The sequence below is a fragment of the Streptomyces sp. NPDC030183 genome (assembly GCF_055573455.1).
The window spans coordinates 312145-333431 of sequence record NZ_JBVIBK010000001.1 but is presented as its reverse complement, the minus strand read 5'-3'; the positions used below and the strand labels follow the sequence as shown (position 1 = coordinate 333431).

General features: G+C 72.8%; 16 protein-coding genes. 6 read left to right on the top strand and 10 right to left on the bottom strand.

Annotation, left to right across the window (positions count from 1 at the left end):
• Positions 1-83: 83 nt before the first annotated feature.
• On the top strand, positions 84-494 hold the full coding sequence (locus ACZ4Z2_RS01415; protein ID WP_468071163.1) for a hypothetical protein: 411 nt from the start codon (positions 84-86) through the stop codon (positions 492-494).
• 156 nt (positions 495-650) lie between these two features.
• Positions 651-2081 (top strand): S28 family serine protease, encoded by a 1431-nt coding sequence (locus ACZ4Z2_RS01410; protein WP_468071161.1) that lies wholly within the window; start codon positions 651-653, stop codon positions 2079-2081.
• Between the two features lie 81 nt (positions 2082-2162).
• Here ACZ4Z2_RS01410 and ACZ4Z2_RS01405 read toward each other — a convergent pair whose 3' ends face one another.
• The 3 genes from ACZ4Z2_RS01405 to ACZ4Z2_RS01395 all read right to left on the bottom strand — a co-directional run bounded on the left by ACZ4Z2_RS01405 (position 2163) and on the right by ACZ4Z2_RS01395 (position 7199).
• Complete coding sequence (locus ACZ4Z2_RS01405) at positions 2163-4505, bottom strand: protein kinase domain-containing protein (RefSeq protein ID WP_468071159.1); 2343 nt, start codon at positions 4503-4505, stop codon at positions 2163-2165.
• 115 nt (positions 4506-4620) lie between these two features.
• Complete coding sequence (locus tag ACZ4Z2_RS01400; protein WP_468071157.1) at positions 4621-5280, bottom strand: hypothetical protein; 660 nt, start codon at positions 5278-5280, stop codon at positions 4621-4623.
• Between the two features lie 119 nt (positions 5281-5399).
• Positions 5400-7199, bottom strand: coding sequence for a glycoside hydrolase family 3 protein (locus ACZ4Z2_RS01395; RefSeq protein WP_468071156.1), 1800 nt, complete (start codon positions 7197-7199; stop codon positions 5400-5402).
• Positions 7200-7805: 606 nt separating this feature from the next.
• Between ACZ4Z2_RS01395 and ACZ4Z2_RS01390 the strand changes: the two genes are divergently transcribed.
• The 3 genes from ACZ4Z2_RS01390 (at position 7806) to ACZ4Z2_RS01380 (ending at position 13384) form a co-directional block, all read left to right on the top strand.
• The gene (locus ACZ4Z2_RS01390; protein ID WP_468071154.1) at positions 7806-11081 is read left to right on the top strand and encodes a S8 family serine peptidase; all 3276 of its coding nucleotides are present in this window, start codon (positions 7806-7808) and stop codon (positions 11079-11081) included.
• Positions 11082-11308: 227 nt separating this feature from the next.
• Positions 11309-12586, top strand: a complete 1278-nt coding sequence (gene aroA / locus ACZ4Z2_RS01385; RefSeq protein ID WP_468071153.1) for a 3-phosphoshikimate 1-carboxyvinyltransferase — start codon at positions 11309-11311, stop codon at positions 12584-12586.
• 57 nt (positions 12587-12643) lie between these two features.
• Positions 12644-13384 (top strand): Type 1 glutamine amidotransferase-like domain-containing protein, encoded by a 741-nt coding sequence (locus ACZ4Z2_RS01380; RefSeq protein WP_468071151.1) that lies wholly within the window; start codon positions 12644-12646, stop codon positions 13382-13384.
• A 63-nt stretch (positions 13385-13447) separates the two neighbouring features.
• On the opposite strand, the gene ACZ4Z2_RS01375 is transcribed toward ACZ4Z2_RS01380, so the two are convergent.
• The 7 genes from ACZ4Z2_RS01375 to ACZ4Z2_RS01345 all read right to left on the bottom strand — a co-directional run bounded on the left by ACZ4Z2_RS01375 (position 13448) and on the right by ACZ4Z2_RS01345 (position 19903).
• A complete protein-coding gene (locus ACZ4Z2_RS01375) occupies positions 13448-14401 on the bottom strand; it encodes an MHYT domain-containing protein (RefSeq protein ID WP_468071149.1) in 954 nt (317 codons plus the stop codon).
• Between the two features lie 250 nt (positions 14402-14651).
• Positions 14652-15458, bottom strand: a complete 807-nt coding sequence (locus ACZ4Z2_RS01370) for a sugar phosphate isomerase/epimerase family protein (RefSeq protein ID WP_468071147.1) — start codon at positions 15456-15458, stop codon at positions 14652-14654.
• A gap of 57 nt (positions 15459-15515) precedes the next feature.
• Entirely contained in the window at positions 15516-17039 is a 1524-nt protein-coding gene (locus ACZ4Z2_RS01365; RefSeq protein ID WP_468071145.1) for an FAD-dependent oxidoreductase, read from the bottom strand.
• A gap of 121 nt (positions 17040-17160) precedes the next feature.
• Positions 17161-17415, bottom strand: coding sequence for a CDGSH iron-sulfur domain-containing protein (locus ACZ4Z2_RS01360; protein WP_468071143.1), 255 nt, complete (start codon positions 17413-17415; stop codon positions 17161-17163).
• On the bottom strand, positions 17396-18100 hold the full coding sequence (locus ACZ4Z2_RS01355; protein ID WP_468071141.1) for a HemK2/MTQ2 family protein methyltransferase: 705 nt from the start codon (positions 18098-18100) through the stop codon (positions 17396-17398). The genes ACZ4Z2_RS01360 and ACZ4Z2_RS01355 overlap by 20 nt, the downstream gene beginning before the upstream one ends.
• Before the next feature lie 80 nt (positions 18101-18180).
• Positions 18181-19170, bottom strand: coding sequence for an iron-containing redox enzyme family protein (locus ACZ4Z2_RS01350; RefSeq protein WP_468071139.1), 990 nt, complete (start codon positions 19168-19170; stop codon positions 18181-18183).
• A gap of 529 nt (positions 19171-19699) precedes the next feature.
• Positions 19700-19903 carry a CsbD family protein gene (locus ACZ4Z2_RS01345; protein WP_468071137.1) on the bottom strand — a complete coding sequence of 68 codons (204 nt, stop codon included), beginning with the start codon at positions 19901-19903 and terminating at the stop codon, positions 19700-19702.
• A gap of 534 nt (positions 19904-20437) precedes the next feature.
• Between ACZ4Z2_RS01345 and ACZ4Z2_RS01340 the strand changes: the two genes are divergently transcribed.
• Entirely contained in the window at positions 20438-21265 is an 828-nt protein-coding gene (locus ACZ4Z2_RS01340; protein WP_468071136.1) for a GNAT family N-acetyltransferase, read from the top strand.
• Positions 21266-21287: the final 22 nt, after the last annotated feature.

The window sequence follows — 21287 nt, the reverse complement described above, 5'->3', positions numbered from 1 at the left end:
GTAATTCCCTCCTCTCGCGCAACCGTTCGGCCCCCGTCGTGCGTCCGAATATCAGTACGCTTCTGCGGTGGGAGGGACAGACGGTGAGCAGGGGTGCGAAGGGCGCGACACGCCGGCTGGTGGCACTCGCGCTGGCCGTGCTGACCCTGGCCGGGCTGCTGGCCCTGGCCGGACCCGCGGGCAACGCGACGGCGGCCTCGTCCTGTGCCGGCCGCAAGGTGCGGACCCTGACCTTCGGCGCCGGGACCGTGCACGTCTACCGCAAGGGCACCCGGTACGTGTGCGCCGTGCTCGTGCCCCGCAAGCAGGTCATGGGCAAGGGCGGGGACAAGGCCCGCAAGGGCACCATCCGCATCCGGGCGTGGGCCGGGCAGTGGGTGCGCAACAAGCAGCACCCGGCGGGTCCGGTCACCGTGCACGCGGGCCGGCGCCCCGTGTGCGTCCAGGCCCGGGTCGGCTCCCAGCGCTACACCTCGGGCTGGATCCTTCGCTGACCATCCGCCCCCGCCACCGGATGACGGCACACAGGGTTTTCCCTATCTCCGCCATCTGTGCCTGAAAGCAGTCCAGTTGGCCCCTTTCTTCCCTGGTGCCCCGGCGGCCGCTCCGATAGCTTCCGGCGCACAGCCGTTCCACAGGGGAGAGAACGCATGCGCAAAGCGCTCAGGTGGGTGCTGTCGCTCGTGGTGCTCATAGGCACTCTGAGCACGGCCGGCGCGGCCACCGCCGCCCAGCCGGACACCACCGACATCAAGGACCGACTGCTCGCGATACCGGGCGTGAGCCTCATCGAGGAGAAGCCCTACCCGGGCTACCGCTTCTTCGTCCTCAACTTCACGCAGCCGGTCGACCACCGCCACCCGTCCAAGGGCACCTTCCAGCAGCGGATCACCGTCCTGCACAAGGACACCAGCCGCCCGACGGTGTTCTACACCGGCGGCTACAACGTCTCCACGACCCCGAGCCGACGCGAGCCCACGCAGATCGTGGACGGCAACCAGGTCTCCATGGAGTACCGCTTCTTCACGCCGTCCCGTCCGGCCCCGGCCGACTGGACCAAGCTGGACATCTGGCAGGCCGCCAGCGACCAGCACCGCATCTTCAAGGCGTTCAAGAAGATCTACGACAAGAAGTGGATCTCCACGGGCGGCTCCAAGGGCGGCATGACCGCCACGTACTACGAGCGCTTCTACCCGAAGGACATGGACGGCGTCGTCGCCTACGTCGCCCCCAACGACGTGGTGAACAAGGAGGACTCGGCGTACGACCGGTTCTTCGCCAAGGTCGGCACCAAGGAGTGCCGCGACCGGCTGAACGCGGTGCAGCGCGAGGCGCTGGTGCGCCGTGAGCCGCTGGAGAAGAAGTACGCGCAGTTCGCCGCCGCCGAGAACCTCACCTTCAAGACCATCGGCAGCCTCGACAAGGCGTACGAGGCCACCGTCCTCGACTACGTGTGGGGCTTCTGGCAGTACAGCCTGCTCGCCGACTGCGACAGCGACACCATCCCGAAGGACGCCAAGGCCGCCACGGACGACGAGATCTGGAACTCGATCGACGCGATCTCCGGCTTCTCCGCCTACGCCGACCAGGGCCTGGAGCCGTACACGCCGTACTACTACCAGGCGGGCACGCAGCTCGGCGCGCCGACCATCAAGTTCCCGCACATCGAGAAGAAGTACATCCGCTACGGCTACCAGCCGCCGCGTAACTTCGTCCCGCGGGACATCAAAATGAAGTTCCAGCCGTACGCCATGCGCGACATCGACACCTGGGTCCGCGACAACGCCCGGCACATGCTCTTCGTGTACGGCGAGAACGACCCGTGGGGCGCCGAGCCGTTCCACCTCGGCAAGAAGGCCCGTGACTCGTACGTCTTCACGGCCCCCGGCGCCAACCACGGCGCCCGGGTCGACGGCCTCGTCGCCTCGGAGAAGGCCCTCGCCACGGCCCGCATCCTGAAGTGGGCGGGTGTCGCCCCGGCCGCGGTCCAGCAGGACGCGAGCAAGGCGAAGCCGCTCGCCAAGTTCGACGGCAAGCTCGACAAGCGCGACGTCGAGCGCGAGATGACGCTGCGTCCGTAACACCACGCGCGACAGGGCCCCGGTGCCGCCCGACGGCGACACCGGGGCTCACCCGTGTCCGGGTCCGGGCGCCCCGCAGGCTCAGGTGGCCTCGGTGTCCAGCGCCACCCAGCCGGCCTTGTTGGAGGGCGCGTAGAGGATGCCGCCGGCGACGAGGGGTTCGGTGTCCAGGCCGGTGTCGAAGCCGCTCTCGTCGTCCAGGTACGGCACGCTGTGCTGGTACAGCAGCTTGCCGGTACGGGCGTCGAAGGCGGCGGCGCCCCGGCTGTTGACGACGTAGACCCGGTCGCCGGCCTGGATCGGCGGCGCGTCGGTCTGGCCCTTGCCGGGGATCGGCACCCGCCACAGCTCCTTGCGCCGGGCCGCGTCGACGGAGACCAGTTCGCCGCCCGTGGCGGTCGACGCCACGTACATGACCCGGCCCGGTGTCACCGACAGCTCGGGCCCGTCCTGTCCGGCGCCCAGGGTCGCTCCGGCCTCTGTGCGGGTCACCTCGGCACCCTTGGCCAGTTCCATGCGGAGCACCCCCTGGCCCGACGGCGCCGAGTACTTGTCCACGGCGGCGCAGTACAACCGCGGCTTGCCGTCCTCCTCCAGCAGTGCCTCCGTGCCGGGCGAGCAGACCGCGGGCAGCTTGAAGGAGTCGAGGCGCCTGCCGCTGTCCTTGTCGAGGACGGTGACATAGTCGTCGCCGACCTCGGTGTCCTTGGTGGTGAACACATAGAACCGGTCGCCCAGCACCCGCTGCCCGACCGTGCCGCTCCTGCTGGGGAAATGGGAGCCCTCGACCCAGGGCTTGGTGCCCGTACGCGCGTCGACGGAGTACACCGTGCCGTCCTCGGTGAGCGAGTACACCCGCTCGCCGTCGCTCATCAGGCGCTCGGCGAGCACCGCCGTGGCATAGCGCCACTTCACGGAGCCGTCGGCGAGCGAGAGCCCCACGAGGCGGTCGCCGACGTTGACGACCGCGATGTCACCCACGACGACCGGGCTGTTCTGGCCGTACGTCGAGACCTTGCTGTTGCGCCACAGCTCCTTGCCGGTGGCCGCGTCGATCCGGACGGCCCAGTCGCCGATGCACACCAGGGACGAGTCGGCGTACACGCAGTCGCTGTTCTGGAGGTTGTACTGCCACTGCCGCCAGCCGTCCGGGCGGCGCTCCGGGCTGTCGTGGTACGCGTAGGAGAAGTTGCCGGAGCCGGACTGGGCCGGGATGTACTCGGCGGAGCCCTTCGGCTGGGTCGTCACGGTGCGCGTGCGAGTCGTGGGACCCGTCCCGGTGTCCTCCCCGCCCTCGCGGAACCCGTACACCAGCCCGCCCGCGATCGTGCTCACCGCCACGACCGCCGCCGCCACGGTCAGCGCCCGGCGGCGGCGCCCGCGCCGGGGCGGGGGTGTGGGGACGCGGCCCAGGTCCGTCGTCACGGAGCCCATGTCCGTGGCGTCGGAGGCGGCGTCGGAGGCCGTGTCCCCGCGCGGGTCCGCGTCCGCCGCCGTGTCGCCCTCCCCGTCCGGGGCCGGGGCCGGGGCCGGGTCCGCGGCCGGCGGGGCCGGAGTCCTCGGGCTGGCGGGCCCCTCCAGGGTGCCCGGGTACGTGTCGGCCAGCAGGGAGAGCAGCTCCGCCGCATCGGGGCGGTCGTCCGGCTCCTTGGCCAGGCAGCGCTCCACCGTCGGCCGCAGCCAGCCCGGCAGGGCGTCCAGCTTCGGCGGCTCGTGCACGATCTGGTACACCATCGTGTACACGTCCGTCGCGTCGAACGGCACCCGCCCGCTCGCCGCGTACGTCAGCATCGAGCCCAGCGAGAAGATGTCGCTGCGCGGCCCGACGTCCTTCTGGGCGCGTATCTGCTCCGGCGACATGAACGGCGGGGTGCCGATCGTGACGCCGGTCCCGGTGAGCCCCGGGGCGGTGAGCGCGGCGTCGTCGGCCGCGCGCACGATGCCGAAGTCGATGACCCGGGGCCCGTCGTCGGCCAGCAGCACATTGCCCGGCTTGAGGTCCCGGTGCACGATCCCGACGCGGTGGATGTCCCGCAGCGCCTCCGCGAGCCCGGTCGCGAGACGGTACAGCTCCTCGTCGGTGAGGGCGGGCCCCTTGGTGACCCGCTCGTCCAGCGGCTGCCCCGGCACGAAGAGCGTCGCCATCCAGGGCGGGTCGGCGTCCGGGTCGGCGTCCACGACGGGTGCGGTGAAGGCCCCGCTGACCTGCCGGGCGGCGGTCACCTCACGCCGGAAGCGGCCGCGGAAGTCGGGCTGGTGGGCGAGGTTGCCGCGGATCACCTTCACGGCGACCTGGCGGCCCGAGGGCGACGTACCGAGGTAGACGTGGCCCATGCCGCCGGAGCCGAGGTGGGAGTCGATGCGGTAGCCGGGGATGTCCGGCAGCTCCTCGTTGCCCCGCGCGCCCTGGGCTTCCTGGGCCATCGTCCCCCCACCGTCGTCGTACGGACCCCAAGCGGATGATATCGATCCGGCACACGGCCGTTCGGAGGGGTGTTCGATCGAGGGGGTCGTCAACAATGGGCGGGGCGCCCGGTGTTCACACGGGGCCGGCGCATCCCACCGGTTTGCTGCCGCCCAACTGCACGTACAGGTCGGTCGAGACGGGGCACTGTGCTCTCTTCTCGACGGCCGCGGTGACCCGGTACTCCGGGTCGTGCCCGCCGTCGCCGTCGCAGGCCGTCTCGCGGACCTCGCCGCGTCCGGCGCCGTAGACGCAGTCCCCGACGATGGTGCGGGGCCCTCCGCCGCCGCCGGGGTCGCCCGGGTGCGGCGGCTGGAGCTTGCGCATGCAGGCGTAGCCCTGCGGCACCGAGCCGTCGCCGTCCTCGTCCGCGCCCGGGGCGGGCCGCGACTCACTGATGTGCAGGACGAAGTCGGTGGTGGCCGGGCACGGCGGCCCCTGTGGGACCGGGCCGTCGTGCCGGGCGACGACCCGCGCGGCGGCGCGCTCGCTGGCGCAGGGCACCTCGGTGAAGCTGGTCGTCCCGAAGGAACTGCACTCGTCGATACCGAGGAACACGGTCCCGTACCCGGCCGGCCGGGTGGGCGCGGTCGTCGTCGCCCGCTCCTCGGGCTCCTCGGCCGAAGTGCCCGGCCAGACCTGGCACCCGGACAGCAGCGCCCCGGCCAGCACCGCGGCCGCCGCGGCGAGCGCGGCCGCCGGACACGTCCCACCGACGCGGCGCACTCCTCGCATGATCACCCCCCGACGTACGCGTCCAGCGTGACCCGGCGGCGCCGAGCCCTGCCCGGCATACCGGGCGCATTGCGTACGTTGCGGGTGGTGCGCGAGGAGCGCGGCGTAGATCCAGTCGGTCAGGACCCGTAGCTCAGCCCGTGCCCGATGGCGTACAGCACCCGCGTCGGGTCGTCGGCCCGCTGCACCGGCACCGGCAGCCGTCCGCGCGGCGCCACCCGACCGGCCAGCACCCGCGCGGCGGCCCGCACCTCGACGTCCGTCCACGAGTACGCGGCCAGGAACCCCTTCACCCCGGGCAGTCGAGCCACGTCGTACGGGTTGCGCAGCGCCACCGCGACCACCGGGACACCGGTGGCGAGGAGCCGCTCGACCAGGGTCCTCTGGGGGCTGCCCGCCGTCACGTTGTACGTCCCCACGACCACCGCGTCCTTGTCGCGCGCCGCCGCGACCGCCTGGTCGATGAGGGCCTGCGTGGGTGCCGTCCCGGTGGGCAGCCGGCTGGTCGTGAAGCCGAGGGAGGCGAGTTCGGCGGCGAGGACGGCCGTCGGCGGGCCCGTGGTGCCCGACGGGGACGCCGGGTCGGCGCCCACCACCAGCACCTTCTTGTGCGTACGCCGGGACAGCGGCAGCAGGGAGCCCTCGTTGACGAGCAGGGTCGTGGTCCGCTCGGCGATCCGGTCGGCGGCGTCGAGATGCCGCCGGACGCCCACCACCCGGTCGACGCCCGCGGCGCTGACGTACGGCTTCTCAAAGAGCCCCAGCTTCGCCTTGAGCCGCAGGATCCGCAGGACCGACCGGTCGAGCCGGGCCTCGGTCAGCTCCCCGGCGCGTACGGCGCCGCGCACCGCGTTCCACGCGACGTCCAGCGAGGGCGGGTTGAGGAGCTGGTCGACGCCGGCCTTCAGCGCCAGCACCGGCACCTGGTCGTCGCCGTACTTCTCCCGTACGCCCTGCATGCCGAGCGAGTCGGTGACCACGACCCCGTCGTAGCCGAGCCGTTCGCGCAGGATACCGGTGAGGATGGGGCGGGAGAGGGTGGCCGGGTCGCCGGACGGGTCGAGGGCCGGGACCATGATGTGCGCGGTCATGATCGAGTCGATGCCGGCCCGGATCGCGGCCTTGAACGGCGGCGCGTCGAGGGTCTCCCACTGCCGCCGGGTGTGCTCGATGACGGGGAAGCCGTAGTGGCTGTCGACGGCCGTGTCCCCGTGCCCCGGGAAGTGCTTGGCGGTCGCCGCGACCCCGGACCCCTGATACCCCTTCACCTGCGCGGCGACCAGCCCGGCGACGGCGGTGGGGTCGGCGCCGAAGGAGCGGACGCCGATGACCGGGTTGGCCGGGTTGACGTTCACGTCGGCGACGGGGGCGTAGTCCTGGCGGATGCCGAGCGCGCGGAGTTCGGCCCCGCCGATCCGCCCCGCCGCGCGGGCGTCGGCCCGCGAGCCTCCCGCGCCGAGGGCCATCGCGCCCGGCAGCAGCGTCGCCGGCTTGCCGACGCGGGCGACGATGCCGTGCTCCTGGTCGGTGGAGATCAGCACGGGCAGCCCGCGCGGCAGGTCGAGGGAGGCCCGCTGGATGCCGTTCGACAGCGCGGCGATCTGGTGGGGGTCCCGGGTGTTGTGCGCCCAGGAGAAGTAGATGATCCCGCCGACCCGGTACTTCGCCAGCAGCTCGGCGGCCGTCCGGACGCCGATCTCCTGGAGGTTGGCGTCGATGTCGGCCTGGTCGGGCGTGGTCGCGGAGTGGCCGTAGACCCGCATGACGAAGAGCTGGCCGACCTTCTCTTCGAGCGTCATACGGGAGAGGAGGCGGCGGAGCGCCTTGTCGTCGGGTGCGGCGGCGCGCGCGGCGGGACCGAACGACAGGGCCGCGGTGACACCCGCCGAGGCGGCGAGGACGGTACGTCTGGAGGGCACGTGCGCTCCTTCCGGAGAAGATCCACTGAAGGAAACTTCCGAGGAGTCACGAATATCCGGGAAGTTTCTTCCGGTCAAGGGACCGCACGGGAACGCGGCGCGGGCCCCGGGGAGGAGGGGCCGTCACCGGCGCTGTCGGAGGGGGCGCGCCGGTGACGGCGGGCTGCCGGCCGCAGGCGGTGGAGAGGGGTTGGTCAGCGATCGCAGCCAGGCGGCGAGGCCGACGGGCCGCGCTGCGGAGACTCACCCGGCAGCGTGGGGGTTGGACGGGGTGGGGTGGGCTCGGGTTCCCCGGGAGGGGTGGGATTTCCGAAGTCGGTGGGGATGGGGGTGGAGGGGCGCGTGAGGGTGCGGGCCGCCGGGCGGCTGCGGGTCCGTCGGGTTCCTCGTCCGGGAAGCCCGGGTGCGTGGGCCGCCGGGTCCGTGTAGCGCCCCCAAGGTGTGTGGAGAGTGTGTGTCAGTCGCGATCTCGATGTGTTAACTCTCAATCAAACATGGTCACTTGTGCGAAGCTGACGATCATCTGGGTTCATGTTCCGGATCGCGGCGGTCGAAGGTTCGACCTGACCGCCGATGCCTACGTTCCTTCTGCACCAGGGATCACGCATGCCCCCCACCCCCCACCCGGCCCCGGTACCGGGCGCGAGACGCGCCGCCCGTATCGCCGTGGCCGCAGGGCTCGTCGCCGCGCTCTCCGTGGCCGGGCCCGTCCCCCTCTCCCTCGCCGCCGACGGCGCCCACGCCACGGTCGCCGACCCCGGCGTCAAGTCCGGCCCCGAGAAGCTCGGTTCGGACGACGCCGCCCTCCTCGCGCAGGCCAAGGCGCACCGCGAGAAGAACGTCACGATGATGATCGCCACCGTGCCGGGGCAGACCGAGAAGGTCGCCGCGGAGCTGGACGCGGTCAAGGGCGGTTCCGTCGGCCGGACCTACGACCAGCTCGGGTACGTGCGGGCCACCGTACCGACCGGCAGGGCGGACGCGGCCGTCGCCGCCGCCGTGAAGCTGTCCTCCGTGCGGGCCATCGACCTCCGTGAAGAGATACCCATGGAGGAACCGGGCCTCGAGAAGGGCGGGACGACCGCCTCCAAGGCCGCTTACCCCGGCCCGGACAAGAACACCCCCGCGAAGAACCCCTACAACCCGTCCTTCGAGACGGGCGCCGTCGACTTCGTGAAGCAGAACCCGAAGGCGGACGGCCGGGGCATCACCATCGGCATCCTCGACACGGGTGTCGACCTCGCCACTCCCGCGTTGCGGAAGACCACGACCGGTGAGCGCAAGATCGTCGACTGGGTGACCGCCACCGACCCGGTCGTCGACGGCGACGGCACCTGGCGCCCGATGACCACCTCGGTCTCCGGGCCGGCCTTCACCTTCGGCGGCAAGAGCTGGAAGGCCCCCGAGGGCGCCTACCGGGTCAGCGTCTTCGCCGAGTCCGTCACCACGATGCCCGCGGCCTCGCCCGGCCGCTCCGACGGTGACGTCAACCGCGACGGCGACACCACCGACGACTGGGGCGTCCTGTACGACCCGGCCGCGGGCACGGTCACCGTCGATGTCGACGACGACGGTGACTTCACCGACGACAAGCCGATGAAGCCGTACAAGGACGGCTTCCAGGTCGGCCGGTTCGGCACCGACGACCCGGCCACGGCCGTCGCCGAGAGCCAGGCCTTCGCCGTGGAGATCCGCAAGGACGTCCCGATGGACCCGCTGGGCGGCGACTGGGTCGGCAAGAAGACCGACTTCGTCAACATCGGTCTCGTCTCCGGTCTGCACGGCACCCACGTGGCCGGTATCACCGCCGGCAACGGCATGTTCGGCGGCAGGATGAACGGCGCCGCCCCCGGCGCCAAGATCGTGTCCTCGCGGGCCTGTGCCTTCGCCGTCGCGTGCACCAACATCGCCGTCACCGAGGGCATGGTCGACCTCGTCGTCAACCGCGGCGTGGACATCGTCCAGATGTCCATCGGCGGTCAGGCGGCGCTCAACGACGGCAACGACGTCTTCTCCGTGCTGTACAACCGCCTGGTCGACACACACGGCATCCAGCTCGTCGTCTCCGCCGGCAACGACGGCCCCGGCGCCAACACCATGGCCAACCTCGGCTCCGGCGACAAGGTCATCTCGGTCGGCGCGAGCATCTCCAAGGAGACCTACGCCGCCAACTACGGCGCCGACGTGGCGGACAAGTACCAGCTGTTCACCTTCTCCTCCCGCGGCCCTCGTGAGGACGGCGGCCTCACCCCCACCCTCGTCGCCCCCGGCGCCGCGGTCAGCACGACTCCGCCCTGGCAGCCCGGCACGTCCCTCCCCGAGGCGGGCTGGAAGCTGCCGCCCGGCTACGCCATGCACAACGGCACGTCGATGGCGTCCCCGCAGGCGGCGGGCGCGACCGCGCTGCTGCTGAGTGCCGCGAAGCGGAAGGGCATCGACCTGCCGCCCGTGAAGCTGCGCACGGCGCTCACCTCGACCGCCAAGCACATCAAGGGAGTTCAGGCGTACGAGGAGGGTGCCGGCCTCATCGACGTCGTCGGAGCCTGGAAAGCGATCAAGGCGGGCGCGACCGCCCACGCGTACACGGTGAAGGCCCCGGTCGACACCGCGCTCGACCAGGCGCTGAAGGCGCCGGGCTTCGGCACGGGCGTCCACGACCGTGAAGGTGGCCTGAAGGCCGGGAAGAAGAAGACGTACGACGTCACCGTCACCCGCACGTCCGGGCCGTCCGGCTCGCTCCCGCACTCCCTGCGGCTGGCGAACAACAAGGAGCGCACCTTCTCGATCGTCGGCCCCCACAGGGTGAGACTGCCGCTGAACAAGCCGGTGACGGTGAAGGTGCAGGCCGCTCCCGAGCACGCGGGCATCAAGAGCGTGATCCTTCAGGTCGACGACCCGAAGACGGTCGGTGTCGACAAGCAGATCCTGAACACCGTCGTGGTCTCCGCGCCGGTCAGGTACACCTTCACCGCCTCGGGTTCGGTGCAGCGCACCAAGTTCAGGTCGTACTTCGTCACCGTCCCCGAGGGTGCGAAGTCGCTACAGGTGACGCTCGGCGGGCTGCGACAGGGCAGCGTGACGGGGATCGGCGCCACCGACCCGCGGGGCATGAAGGCCGGTGACGACGACCCGACGACGACGGATGTCGCCGTGTACACGGACCCGATGCCGGGCGTCTGGGAGATCACGGTCGACTCGCGCCGTACGTCGGCCCTGCTGGACAACCCCTACCGGCTGGAGGTCTCGGCGTTCGCCGCGCGGTTCGACCCGGCACCGGTCACCGTGCCGGAGGTGAAGGCCGGTTCCCCGGTCGACGTCTCCTGGACCACGACCAACACGATGGCGGCGGTCGACGGCACCCTCGAGGGCGGCGTGCTCGGCTCGTCGAAGACCGCGCGGCCGACCATCGAGAACGGCGAGACGCAGAAGAGCACGATCGAGGTGCCCGAGGGCTCCACATCGCTGGACGTCGCCATCGGCGGGGTCTCGGACGCGGCCGCCGACCTCGACCTGACGGTCTACGACGCCCAGGGCAAGGTCGTCGGCCAGTCCGCCGACCCTGACTCCGACGAGTCCGTCTCCCTCGCCGACCCGGTGGCCGGTACGTACACCGTCGAGGTCGTCGCCTACGCCGTACCGTCGGGCTCGACCGCGTACGACTACCGGGACGTCTTCTTCTCCTCCGCGCTCGGCACGGTCGCCGTGGAGGAGCCGGCGCCCATCAGGCTCGGCAGGGGCGACTCGGCGAAGGTGTCGGCGAGCGTCACCGTCGTGAGGCCCGTGGCCGAGGGCCGCGAGGTGGTGGGTGAGGTACGGCTGCTGAACCCGCGCGGCACGACCGTCGGTGTGGGCGACGTGACCGTCGAGAAGGTCACGCGGTAGACCGCACGAAGCGGGAGGGCCGGGCGTCCGGTGCCTCGGCCGCCCGCCCCCGCGGCCGGCCACCGCATGCGCTGACCTGCCGGGTGCCCCCACGGCCGACGGGCCGTGGGGGCACCCCTCGCCCGCGGTCGCCCACGAGGACGTGAACCCCGGGACCGCGAGGTGCCGCGACGTCCACGTACCGGACGCCCCCGCACGGGGCCGGGGCCGGCCGCGACCATGGCCCCATGCCCCTCGTGCACATCCCCGGTTCCAAGTCCATCACCGCCCGCGCCCTCTTCCTCGCGGCCGCCGCCGACGGAGTCACCACGCTCAGCCGCCCCCTCCGGTCCGACGACACCGAGGGCTTCGCCGAAGGGCTGGCCCGGCTCGGCTACCGCGTGGGCCGTACCCCCGACGCCTGGCAGGTCGACGGCCGCCCCCAGGGCCCCGCCGTCACCACCGCCGACGTCTACTGCCGCGACGGCGCCACCACCGCCCGCTTCCTGCCGACCCTGGCCGCCGCAGGCCACGGCACCTACCGCTTCGACGCCTCCGCCCAGATGCGCCGCCGCCCCCTCGCCCCCCTCACCCGGGCCCTGCGCGACCTCGGCGTCGACCTGGTGCACGAGGAGGCCGAGGGACACCACCCGCTGCGGATCACGGCGAACGGCGTCACCGGCGGCGACGTCACCCTCGACGCCGGCCAGTCCTCGCAGTACCTCACCGCCCTGCTGCTGCTCGGCCCGCTCACCCGCGACGGCCTGCGAGTCAGGGTGACCGACCTGGTCTCGGAACCGTACGTCGAGATCACCACGGCGATGATGCGGGCCTTCGGCGCGGACGTCCGCCGCGAGGACGACGGCACCGGCGTCGCCTACGCCGTCTCGCCCGGCGGCTACCGCGCGACGACCTACGCCGTCGAGCCGGACGCCTCCACCGCGAGCTACTTCTTCGCCGCGGCCGCGCTCACCGGCACCGAGGTCACCGTCCCCGGCCTCGGCGCCGGTGCCCTCCAGGGCGATCTGCGCTTCGTGGAGGTCCTGCGGCGGATGGGCGCCCGGGTCGACGTACGGGACGACCGGACGACCGTGTCCGGCACCGGCGAACTGCGCGGCCTCACCGTCAACATGCGGGACATCTCCGACACGATGCCGACCCTCGCCGCGATCGCCCCGTTCGCCTCCGGGCCGGTCCGCATCGAGGACGTCGCCAACACCCGGGTCAAGGAGTGCGACCGGCTGGACGCCTGCGCGGAGAACCTCCGGCGGCTCGGCGTGGAGGTCGCCACCGGGCCCGACTGGATCGAGATCCGCCCGGGGGCGCCCACGGCCGGCGCCGACATCAAGACGTACGGCGACCACCGCATCGTCATGTCCTTCGCGGTGACGGGACTGCGGGTGCCCGGCATCACCTTCGACGACCCGGGCTGCGTACGGAAGACGTTCCCGGACTTCCACGCGGAGTTCGGGGCGGCGTTCGCGGAGCTTCGGCGGGGAATGTCCGGCGGCCCGTCGGCCAACTGAACGCCCGTACAGCAGTGGAGGGCGGACGGGCCACCGCGCCTTGCTACTCTCCCGGCCATGACTGCCACCGAGCCCACCATCGTCGCCACCTCGGGCGGCCACCGCAGGGGGGACCGCATCTGGGTCGGTTTCCACTCCCTCGTGCACCACGCGGTGGAGCTGTCGGGCGTGAACGGCCGTCGTCCGAAGGTCATGTACGTCGGTACGGCCATCGGTGACGCCGAGCACATGACGGCCCGTATGAACGAGGCGGCGCGGGTGGCGGGCTTCGACCTCACCCCGCTCCAGCTCTTCCCGATGCCCAACATCGAGGACGTCGAGGGCGCCGTCCTCGAACAGGACGTCGTCTGGGTCATGGGCGGCTCGGTGGCCAACCTGCTGGCCGTCTGGCGCGTCCACGGCCTCGACACGGTCTTCCGGCGGGCCTGGGAGGCGGGGGTCGTCCTCAGCGGGGTGAGCGCGGGCTCCATCTGCTGGTTCCAGGGCGGTACGACCGACTCCTTCGGCCCCCGACTGCGTCCCGTCACCGACGCGTTGGCCTTCCTCCCGTACGGCAACGGCGTCCACTACGACAGCGACGACGGCCGCCGGCCCCTCGTCCACGACCTCGTCGCGGCCGGCACGCTGCCGGAGACGCACTGCACCGACGACGGGGTGGGCCTCGTGTACCACGGCACGAAGCTGACGGAGGTGGTCTCCGAGGTGCCGGGCAAGGGGGCGTACATCGTGCGGCGGGAGGGCGACGGGGTGGTGGAGGACCGGGTCGAGCCGCGGCTGCTGCCTGAACCGGGCGCCTAGGGGCGCGGGGAACTGCGCGACCAGCCCCCCTCACCCGCTCCGGACCCCCACGCCGACCCGAACTCACCACTCCTGGACCCGCGGCCCCGCCGTTCCCCCCGGCTCCCGTTCCCGTCGTGCCGGACGCTCGAACAGGGACCCCGCGTCGGGGTCCGGGTGGGTGAGCGGCCGGTCGGGGCGGTCGGCCCGCCAGGCCGCCTTGGGCACCCTCGGCCCTCCGCCCGCGGCCATCCGTTCGCGCGCCGGCCGGCCCGCCGCCGTCCTCCCCTTGTTCCACTCCCCGTCCCCCAGCACCAGCAGCGGGTCGAACATCACGACCACGCCGGCCAGTACCAGGAAGATGACCGGGCCGATCAGCATCGGCAGGAGCATCGACGTCGGTGACTCCCCGGTCAGCGGGCCACCGCCCCTGCCGTGCAGATGGACCCCGACCGCCGCCATGCCCGTGTAGTGCATGCCGGACACCGCGACCCCCATGACCAGGCTCGCGCCGAGGCTGGTGAGGAAGCCGCTGATGGACACGGCCGCCCAGAGCGCGGCGGTCGCGGCGACGATCGCGATGACCACCGACAGGGCGACGATCGCGATGTCGTACTCGATGATGCCGTTGAGCTGGATGGCGGCCATGCCGAGGTAGTGCATGGCGGCGACACCGAGCCCGGTGACGCTGCCCGCGGTGCACAGGGTGGCGGTGCTGACGCCCCGGTAGCCGACGGCGAAGACGCCGATGCCGACGACGACGATCGCCACGGCGAGGCTGAGGACGGTCAGGCCGACGTCGTAGTGGATGCGGCTCTCCTTCACCCGGAAGCCGATCATCGCGATGAAGTGCATCGTCCAGATGCCGCACCCGATCGACGCCGCGCCCAGCGCCAGCCAACCGGGTTTCCAGGAACGCTCGTTGTAGAGGGACCTGACCACGCAGCGCAGTCCCAGCGCCGCGCCCAGGCACGCCATGATGTAGGCGGCCACCGGGGTGACCGCGCCGTAGCTGAATCCGTCGACCGTGCCTTGCATATGTCAAATCCCCCCGATGCATGGCCAGTTGAGGTGGCGGGTTGCGGGAGGTAAGTCTGCGATAAAGGCACGCCGAAGCGCTCCGTTTTCCACGAGTTACTGTCGGTAGCAGCTCGCCGGGTGAGCAACTTTGTCTGGCTGGGTGTTGATTCGCGGTCAGAAAGCAGGCGGGACGGCGGGCCCGTGGCCGGACCCCTCCCGTCCACGGGCCCGCGCCGTGTTCAGCCGCCCTGCTCGGCCCGCCCCGGGCTCATGCCGCGTCGTTGAGCAGCCGCCTGAGGTGTTCCCTCCCCGCCGCCAGCAGCTCCGGCAGCGGGGCGGCGGTCTCGTACCACCGCTTCTCGTACTCCCAGCACAGCCAGCCGTCCCACTCCTTGCGGGTCAGCACGTCCAGGCACTCGCCGAGCGGGAGGGCGCCCGCGCCGAGTGGCAGCGGGGTGGTGTCGTCGGTCGAGGCGATGTCCTTGACCTGGACGTAGCCGAGGAAGGGGGAGAGGGCGGCGTACGAGTCGGCGGGCTGTTCGCCGCCGAGCCAGGTGTGCATGACGTCCCACAGCGCGCCGACGCTGTGGTGGCCGACGGGGCCGAGGACGCGGATGGCGTCGGCGCCGGTGCGGTGCGAGTCGTGGGTCTCCAGCAGGACGCGCACCCCGCGGTCGGCCGCGTCCTGTGCCGCCGTGCCCAGCCGCCGGGCCGCGACGGCGTCGGCCTCGTCCGTGCTCTGCCCGCCGTCCGGGTCGCCGCCGGGGAAGACACGGACGAAGGGGGCGCCCAGGTCCCGCGCCAGGTCGAGCAGGTCCCGGATCTCGTCGAGCACCGGCCCGTCGTCCCCCGGCGCCGCGACCTTCGCGTATCCGGCGAGCCCCAGGATCTCCACGCCGGCCGCCTTGAACTCGGCGGCGACCCGGTCCCGTTCGGCGGCCCCGATCCCCGGGTGCACCGGTTCCTCGGGATGGGCCCGCAACTCGACGCCGTGGTAGCCGTGCCCGGCGGCGAGCCGCACGACCTCCGGCACCGGAAGACCGGGCACACCCAGAGTGGAAAACGCAAGCTTCATGTCCTCGGACCCTACTCGTGGTTACTCGTCGTCGTTACGCGTCGTACGCGTCGTTCGTCAGATGTCCCGCTGTTCCAGCGGCTTCGTCGCCGGTCCTTGCAGGACGCGGCCCTCGGGGTCGTAGCGGGAGCCGTGGCAGGGGCACTCCCAGGCGCGTTCGGCGCGGTTGAAGGCGACCAGGCAGCCCATGTGCGTGCAGCGCGCGGACAGGGTGTGCAGGACACCGTCGTCGTCGCGGTGGACCGCGTAGTGGTGGCCGCCGGCCCGGACGATCGCCCCGTCGCCCGGCGCGATCGTGTCGAAGGAGGTGTCGGACGACGGGGAGAGCCGGTCCCCGACGAAGTGCCGGGCGACCTGCGCCTGGTGCTTGAGGAAGCTCGGCGCCTCCCGTACGGCGCTGAGGACGCGGCGCGGGTCGTACAGGTCGCTCCACGGCGCCTTGCCGCCGCTGATCAGGTCGGTGAGGAGCCGCCCCGCCATGACACCGCTGCTCATGCCCCAGCCGCCGAACCCGGCCGCCACCCAGGTGTGCCGGGCGCCCGCGTGGAAGGGGCCGACCAGCGGCACGGAGTCGGTGGAGTCGTTGTCCTGCGTGGCCCACCGGTGGGTGAAGTCGAGTGGCCCGAAACGCTCGACGGCCCACTCGGCGAGCAGTTCGAACCGCTCCTCGACGTTGCCGGTCCCCGGAGTGAAGTGCTCCCCGGTGACGATCAGCAGCCGCCGCCCGTCCCCGTACGGGGCGGTGCGCACGGAACGGGTGCGCTGCTCCCGCGTGATGTACATGCCGTGCGGGTCGGCGTCCGCCGGGATCGGCGCCGTCAGGACCAGCTCGCGGCGCGGCGAGAGCCGGGCGAACAGCAGCGCCCGGTCGAACACCGGGTAGTGCGTGGCCACGACGACGTCCTCGGCGGTCACCGTGTGCCCGGCCTCCGTCGTCAGCCGGCACGGCGAGCCCTCCTTGAGCCGGGTCACCCGCGTCCGCTCGTGGACGACACCGCCCTGCCGCACGAGGTCGTCGACGAGGGCGAGGAGGTACTTGCGCGGATGGAACTGCGCCTGCTGCGCCACCCGTACCGCCCCCGCCACCGGGAACGGCAGCCCCGTCGCCGTCACGAAGGAGGCGGGCAGACCGGCCTCCCGGGCCGCCTCCGCCTCGGCCCTCAGCTCGTCCACGCCACTGTCGTCCTCGGCGTACGTGTACGCCTCCGTCTCCTCCCAGTCGCACGCGATCCCCAGCTCCTCCGCCACGGCGGCGGCGTGCCGGATCGCCTCCGTCTGCGACCGCGCGTACAGGCGCGCGCCCTCCGCGCCCCGGTGGCGCCGCAGCCGGTCGTAGATCAGCGTGTGCAGGGCGCTCACCTTGGCCGTGGTGTGCCCCGTCACCCCAGAGGCGACCCGGTCGGCCTCCAGCAGGGCCACCCTGCGGCCGGTGCGGGCCAGTTCCCACGCCGTGCTGATCCCGGCGATGCCCGCCCCCACCACGGCGACGTCGACGACGAGGTCCCCGTCGAGCGTCGGGTGCGGGCCGGTCTCGGGCGCGGTGTCGATCCAGTACGACTTCTGTGTGCCGTAGGTGTGCATGGCGGCCGGGTTCCCTTCGGGACGGACGGCTGGGCGGGGGCTTCGTCAAGCGTCGGACGTCGAGCGCCGAGCGGCTCGGCGAGACGCGCGAACGGGCGGCTCGGCGAGGCCCGGGGGCGGCTCAGCGGGGCTCGGGTGGGCCGTCGGGCGGGCGACGCCCGCGGTCGGTGTCGCCCCGGCCCCCGGCCCGCTGCCGGTGGCTGGTGTCGCACCAGGGGTAGATCCGGCTGCGGCGGCAGGTGCACAGGGCCACGCGGAAGCGGTCCGACGACACGGTCGTACCGTCCTCCGTGGTGACCTCGACGGGGCCCTCGACCAGCAGCGGGCCGGGGCGCTGGACGGTGATGCGGCGGCGCTCAGCAGGGTCGTTCGGCACGGATGACCACCAGCTCTTCCTTCTCGTCGTCCCCCTCGTCCCCCAGCAGCCCCCGGTCGCGCAACCAGCCGCTCCGCGACCGCAGCACGGGCCCGAAGGCGACGTACCGGCGGTCCACGACCTCGGCCCGCAGCCCCGCCGCCCGCACCTGTGCGAGGGTCCGCTCCGCGTCGCTCAGCGTCGACTGCACGAGCAGCAGCACCCCGCCGGGTGCGAGCAGCGCGGGCGCGTCCCGGCAGATCCGGTCCAGAACAAGCCGCCCGTCCCGGCCCGCGTCCCAGGCCCGCGCGGCACCCCGTACCGCCGCCCGCCCGGTGCCGCCGCCGTCGCCGGGCCGCGGTTCCGGTTCCGGCGCCGGTACGTACGGCGGGTTGGACAGGATCAGGTCGAAGGACCGCCCCGACATCGGGGCCAGCAGATTCCCCCGGACGACACTCAGCGAGAGTCCCGCCAGCACGGCGTTGACCTTGGCGTTGAGCACCGCCCGCCACGAGATGTCCACGGCGGTCACCCGCGCCCCCCGCCGGGCCGCGGCCAGCGCCACGGCGCCCGTCCCCGTACCCACGTCCAGGACCCGGGCCCCCGGCGCGAGCGCTTCCCGTCCCAGCGCGTGCACGAGCAGCTCGGTGTCGTCCTGCGGGGCGTAGACGCCGGGCAGCGCGAGGGGTGGTGAGAGTGGGTTCACGGGCTCGGCCTCCGGGTGTGCGCGGGGAGCGGTCGGTCTGTACGCGTGGGGAGTGGGGGTCCTCCGGGGTGCCTGGGGTGTCAGACAGGCGCCCGTAGCGAGGACCGGCCGGCCCGCCAGGCGTCCAGGAGGCGGTCGGCGAGAACGTCCTCCAGATGGTTCGTGGCGTCCACGCCGAACGCCACGTCGGCGTCCAGGTGCGGCTCCTCCGCCAGCAGCCCGGCGACGACCTCGTGCCGTACGACCTGTTCGTGGACGGCGTCGGCCTCGACGTGCTCGGTGTAGAAGTGCTCGGCGGCCGCCCCGGCCCCCGTCCGCCGCATCGCCTTGGCGAGCCGCCGGGAGGCGGGGGAGGAGGTGATCTCGACGGTCGCGAAGTGGCCCACGAGGGCGCCGCGCAAGGACCGGTGCAGCCCGAACAGGGACATCATGTTCACGAGGGTGAGGGCCTCGGCGCCGGCCGAGTCCACGTAGCGGCCATAGGCCGGGTCGAGCCCCAGGTCCGTCATGAGGTCGGCGAAGAGGCGGGCGTGGACCCGGTCGGCCCGGCCGCCGCCGAACTCGTCGAACTCCACGGCGGCCATCCCGGCCTTCGCCCGCCCCCACAGCCGGGGCAGCACCCAGGCGTGCGGGTCGGCCTCCTTGAGGTGGTAGAGGGAACGCTGGGCCGCGTACTCCCGCAGCTGCCACAGCTCGCCCTCGTCCGCGAGGAACCGGCTGACGCCGGTGCCGTCGACCGGCTCCACGAGCAGCTCGTCCAAGGCGTCGTCGGCGCGTTTGTGCCGGGGGGCGGCGGCGCGCAGGGCCTCCAGGAACGGCCGCTCCAGCGAGGCCCGGAAACGCAGCAGCTCCGGGTCCCACTCGCGGTCGTCGGGGACGTCGGCGAAGCCGCGGTAGTGCAGCTCGTAACAGAGGTACAGCGCGAGCTGCGGATCCTCGCCGAACGGGTCGGCCCCCGCGACCTCCCGCTCGCCGGGCAGCGCCCCGCCGCCCCGCAGATTCTCGATGAGGGCATCCGAGATCCCGCCCCTTGCCGCAGGCAGCGACGGTTCCTCCGACCGAACATCCATGACCGCCGAGTACCCCCAGCCCCGCCCTTACTCCCCCGAAGATCTGACACCCCCCACGCCCCACGCCCCACCCGCAGCGACACGCGTCCTCTGTGGCTGTCGCGGGTGCGGGTGGGTTGTGGCTGCTCGCGCAGGAAAAGCACGGGCGCAGCCCGGTCGCTTTTCGGGGGCGCGGGGAACTGCGCGACCGGCCCCCACGCACCCGCACCCGCCGACGAAGCCCCGGCCACCCCGCCTCGCTCCGCTGCCTCCCAAACGCGCCCCCGCCCCGCTTCGCCGCCTCGCTCCGCGAAAACCGGCCCCGGCCTCCCGCCGCGCCGTTTTCCGGAGCCCGCCTCGGGCTTCCCGCCACCTCCCGAAACCCGCCCCGGCCCCGCACCACCCCCGCGAGACACCCCGACCCCGTGTCGACGCCCCCCCGTGTCGGCACCCTTGCGTCCCCCATGCGAAAGGGGCCCCCGCAGTCGCGGGAGCCCCTTTCCGCGGCTCAGCCCGGCGTGTGCCGAGCGGCGCGAGCGGTCGGCGCCGTTCAGGCGTTCTCGCGCTTGGTGGCGGTGCGTCGCGTGGTGCTCTGGACGCGCTCCTGGGCCTTGCCCTTGAGCTTCTTCGCCTCACCGCGTGCCTGCTGCATCTTGCCCTCGACCTGCTGCTCGCGGTCGCCGGTGACCTTGCCGGTCATCTCCTTGGCCTTGCCCTTGATCTTGTCCATGTTGCCCTTGTCCTTGGCGACCATGGTGTTCCTCCTGAGTGGGGGTGAAGCTTTCCATCTCAACGTAAGCCGGACCCGTCACCCTCGCGCGCTGAAGCGTCACTGTCCGTGACGGGACGGGTGGGTTGCTGATCACCGGCGTACGCCACCGCACCGGACGACCGCCGCGACCGGCCGGTCGACGGCCGACACGACCGCCCACCGCCTCGGATCAACTCGCTTGCCCGCGACGGGCGGTGCTGGAAAGGTTGAGCGCGGGGCCCCAGCGCGCGGCCCCGAACACGCACGCCCTCCGCACGCCCGCCAGCACGCACGCGCCCTCGCGTGCCCTCCCGGTGAGGACCGAAGCCAATGAACACGGCGCCCGCCAGCGGCCGCCGTAGGCGCTGAACCGCCGCCGCACCAGCGGCCTCAGCCCACCCGCTCTCACACGGCGGCCCCACGCCCGACGCCCCGCACTCGCCCGGCGTCGCACGCTCCCGTGCCCGGCCGAGCCTCCGTGACAACGGAGTTCGCCGGGCTCCCGAGACTCCGTGAACCCGTGAGGTCGACACCACCATGGACAACCAGGTCCAGCGCTTCGCCGTCACCAACCTGCGCCGCCGCCCCGTCGTCTTCGAGACCGCAGGCTTCGTCGCGGGCTTCTCCGCCGACACCGACCACCCGTACCTGAACTACGCCACTCCGCTGCCCGGCGCCGAGCCGACCGCACGGGACGTGGCGACCCTGGTCGCGGTCTTCCTGGACCAAGACCGCCTGCCCCGGCTGGAGTTCGCGCCCGGTGCCGCGCCCGGCGTCGAACCGGCCCTCCGTGCGGCGGGGTTCATCACCGAGGCGGTGCACGAGTACCTCGTCTGCACACCGGGCACGCTGCTGCGTTCCCGCTCCGCCGGTACCCCGCGCGTGGAGACCCCGACCACCGACGAGGAGTACGCCGCGCTGGACGCCGCGCTCGCCGAGGCCTTCGGCGGCGCCTTCGCTCCCTCCCCCGAGGGCGCGGCCCGACTCCGCACCACCCAGGAAGCAGGCGGCGCCGTCCGCTACGTCCGGACCCCGCAGGACGGTGCCTCGGCTCTCGGCGACCGCACCTCCACCGGCGCCTCCACCGGAATCTCCACTGGAGGCTGCGCCGGCGGCGCGTCGTGCTCGCCGCCCGCCGAGGGCACCGCGGAACTGTCCGGCGTCGGCACCCGCCCCGCCCACCGGGGCCGCGGCATCGCCACGGCGGTCACAGCCGCGCTCACCGAGGCGATGTTCACCCGTGGCGCGGACTCGGTCTGGCTGGAGTACTCCGGCGAGGGCTCCCGCCGCGTCTACGAACGCGCCGGCTACCGCCCGGGAGGCACCCGCCTCTACCTGACCCTGCCCCCGCGCCGACGCCCCTGACACGCCCGCTTGCCCCCTTCAC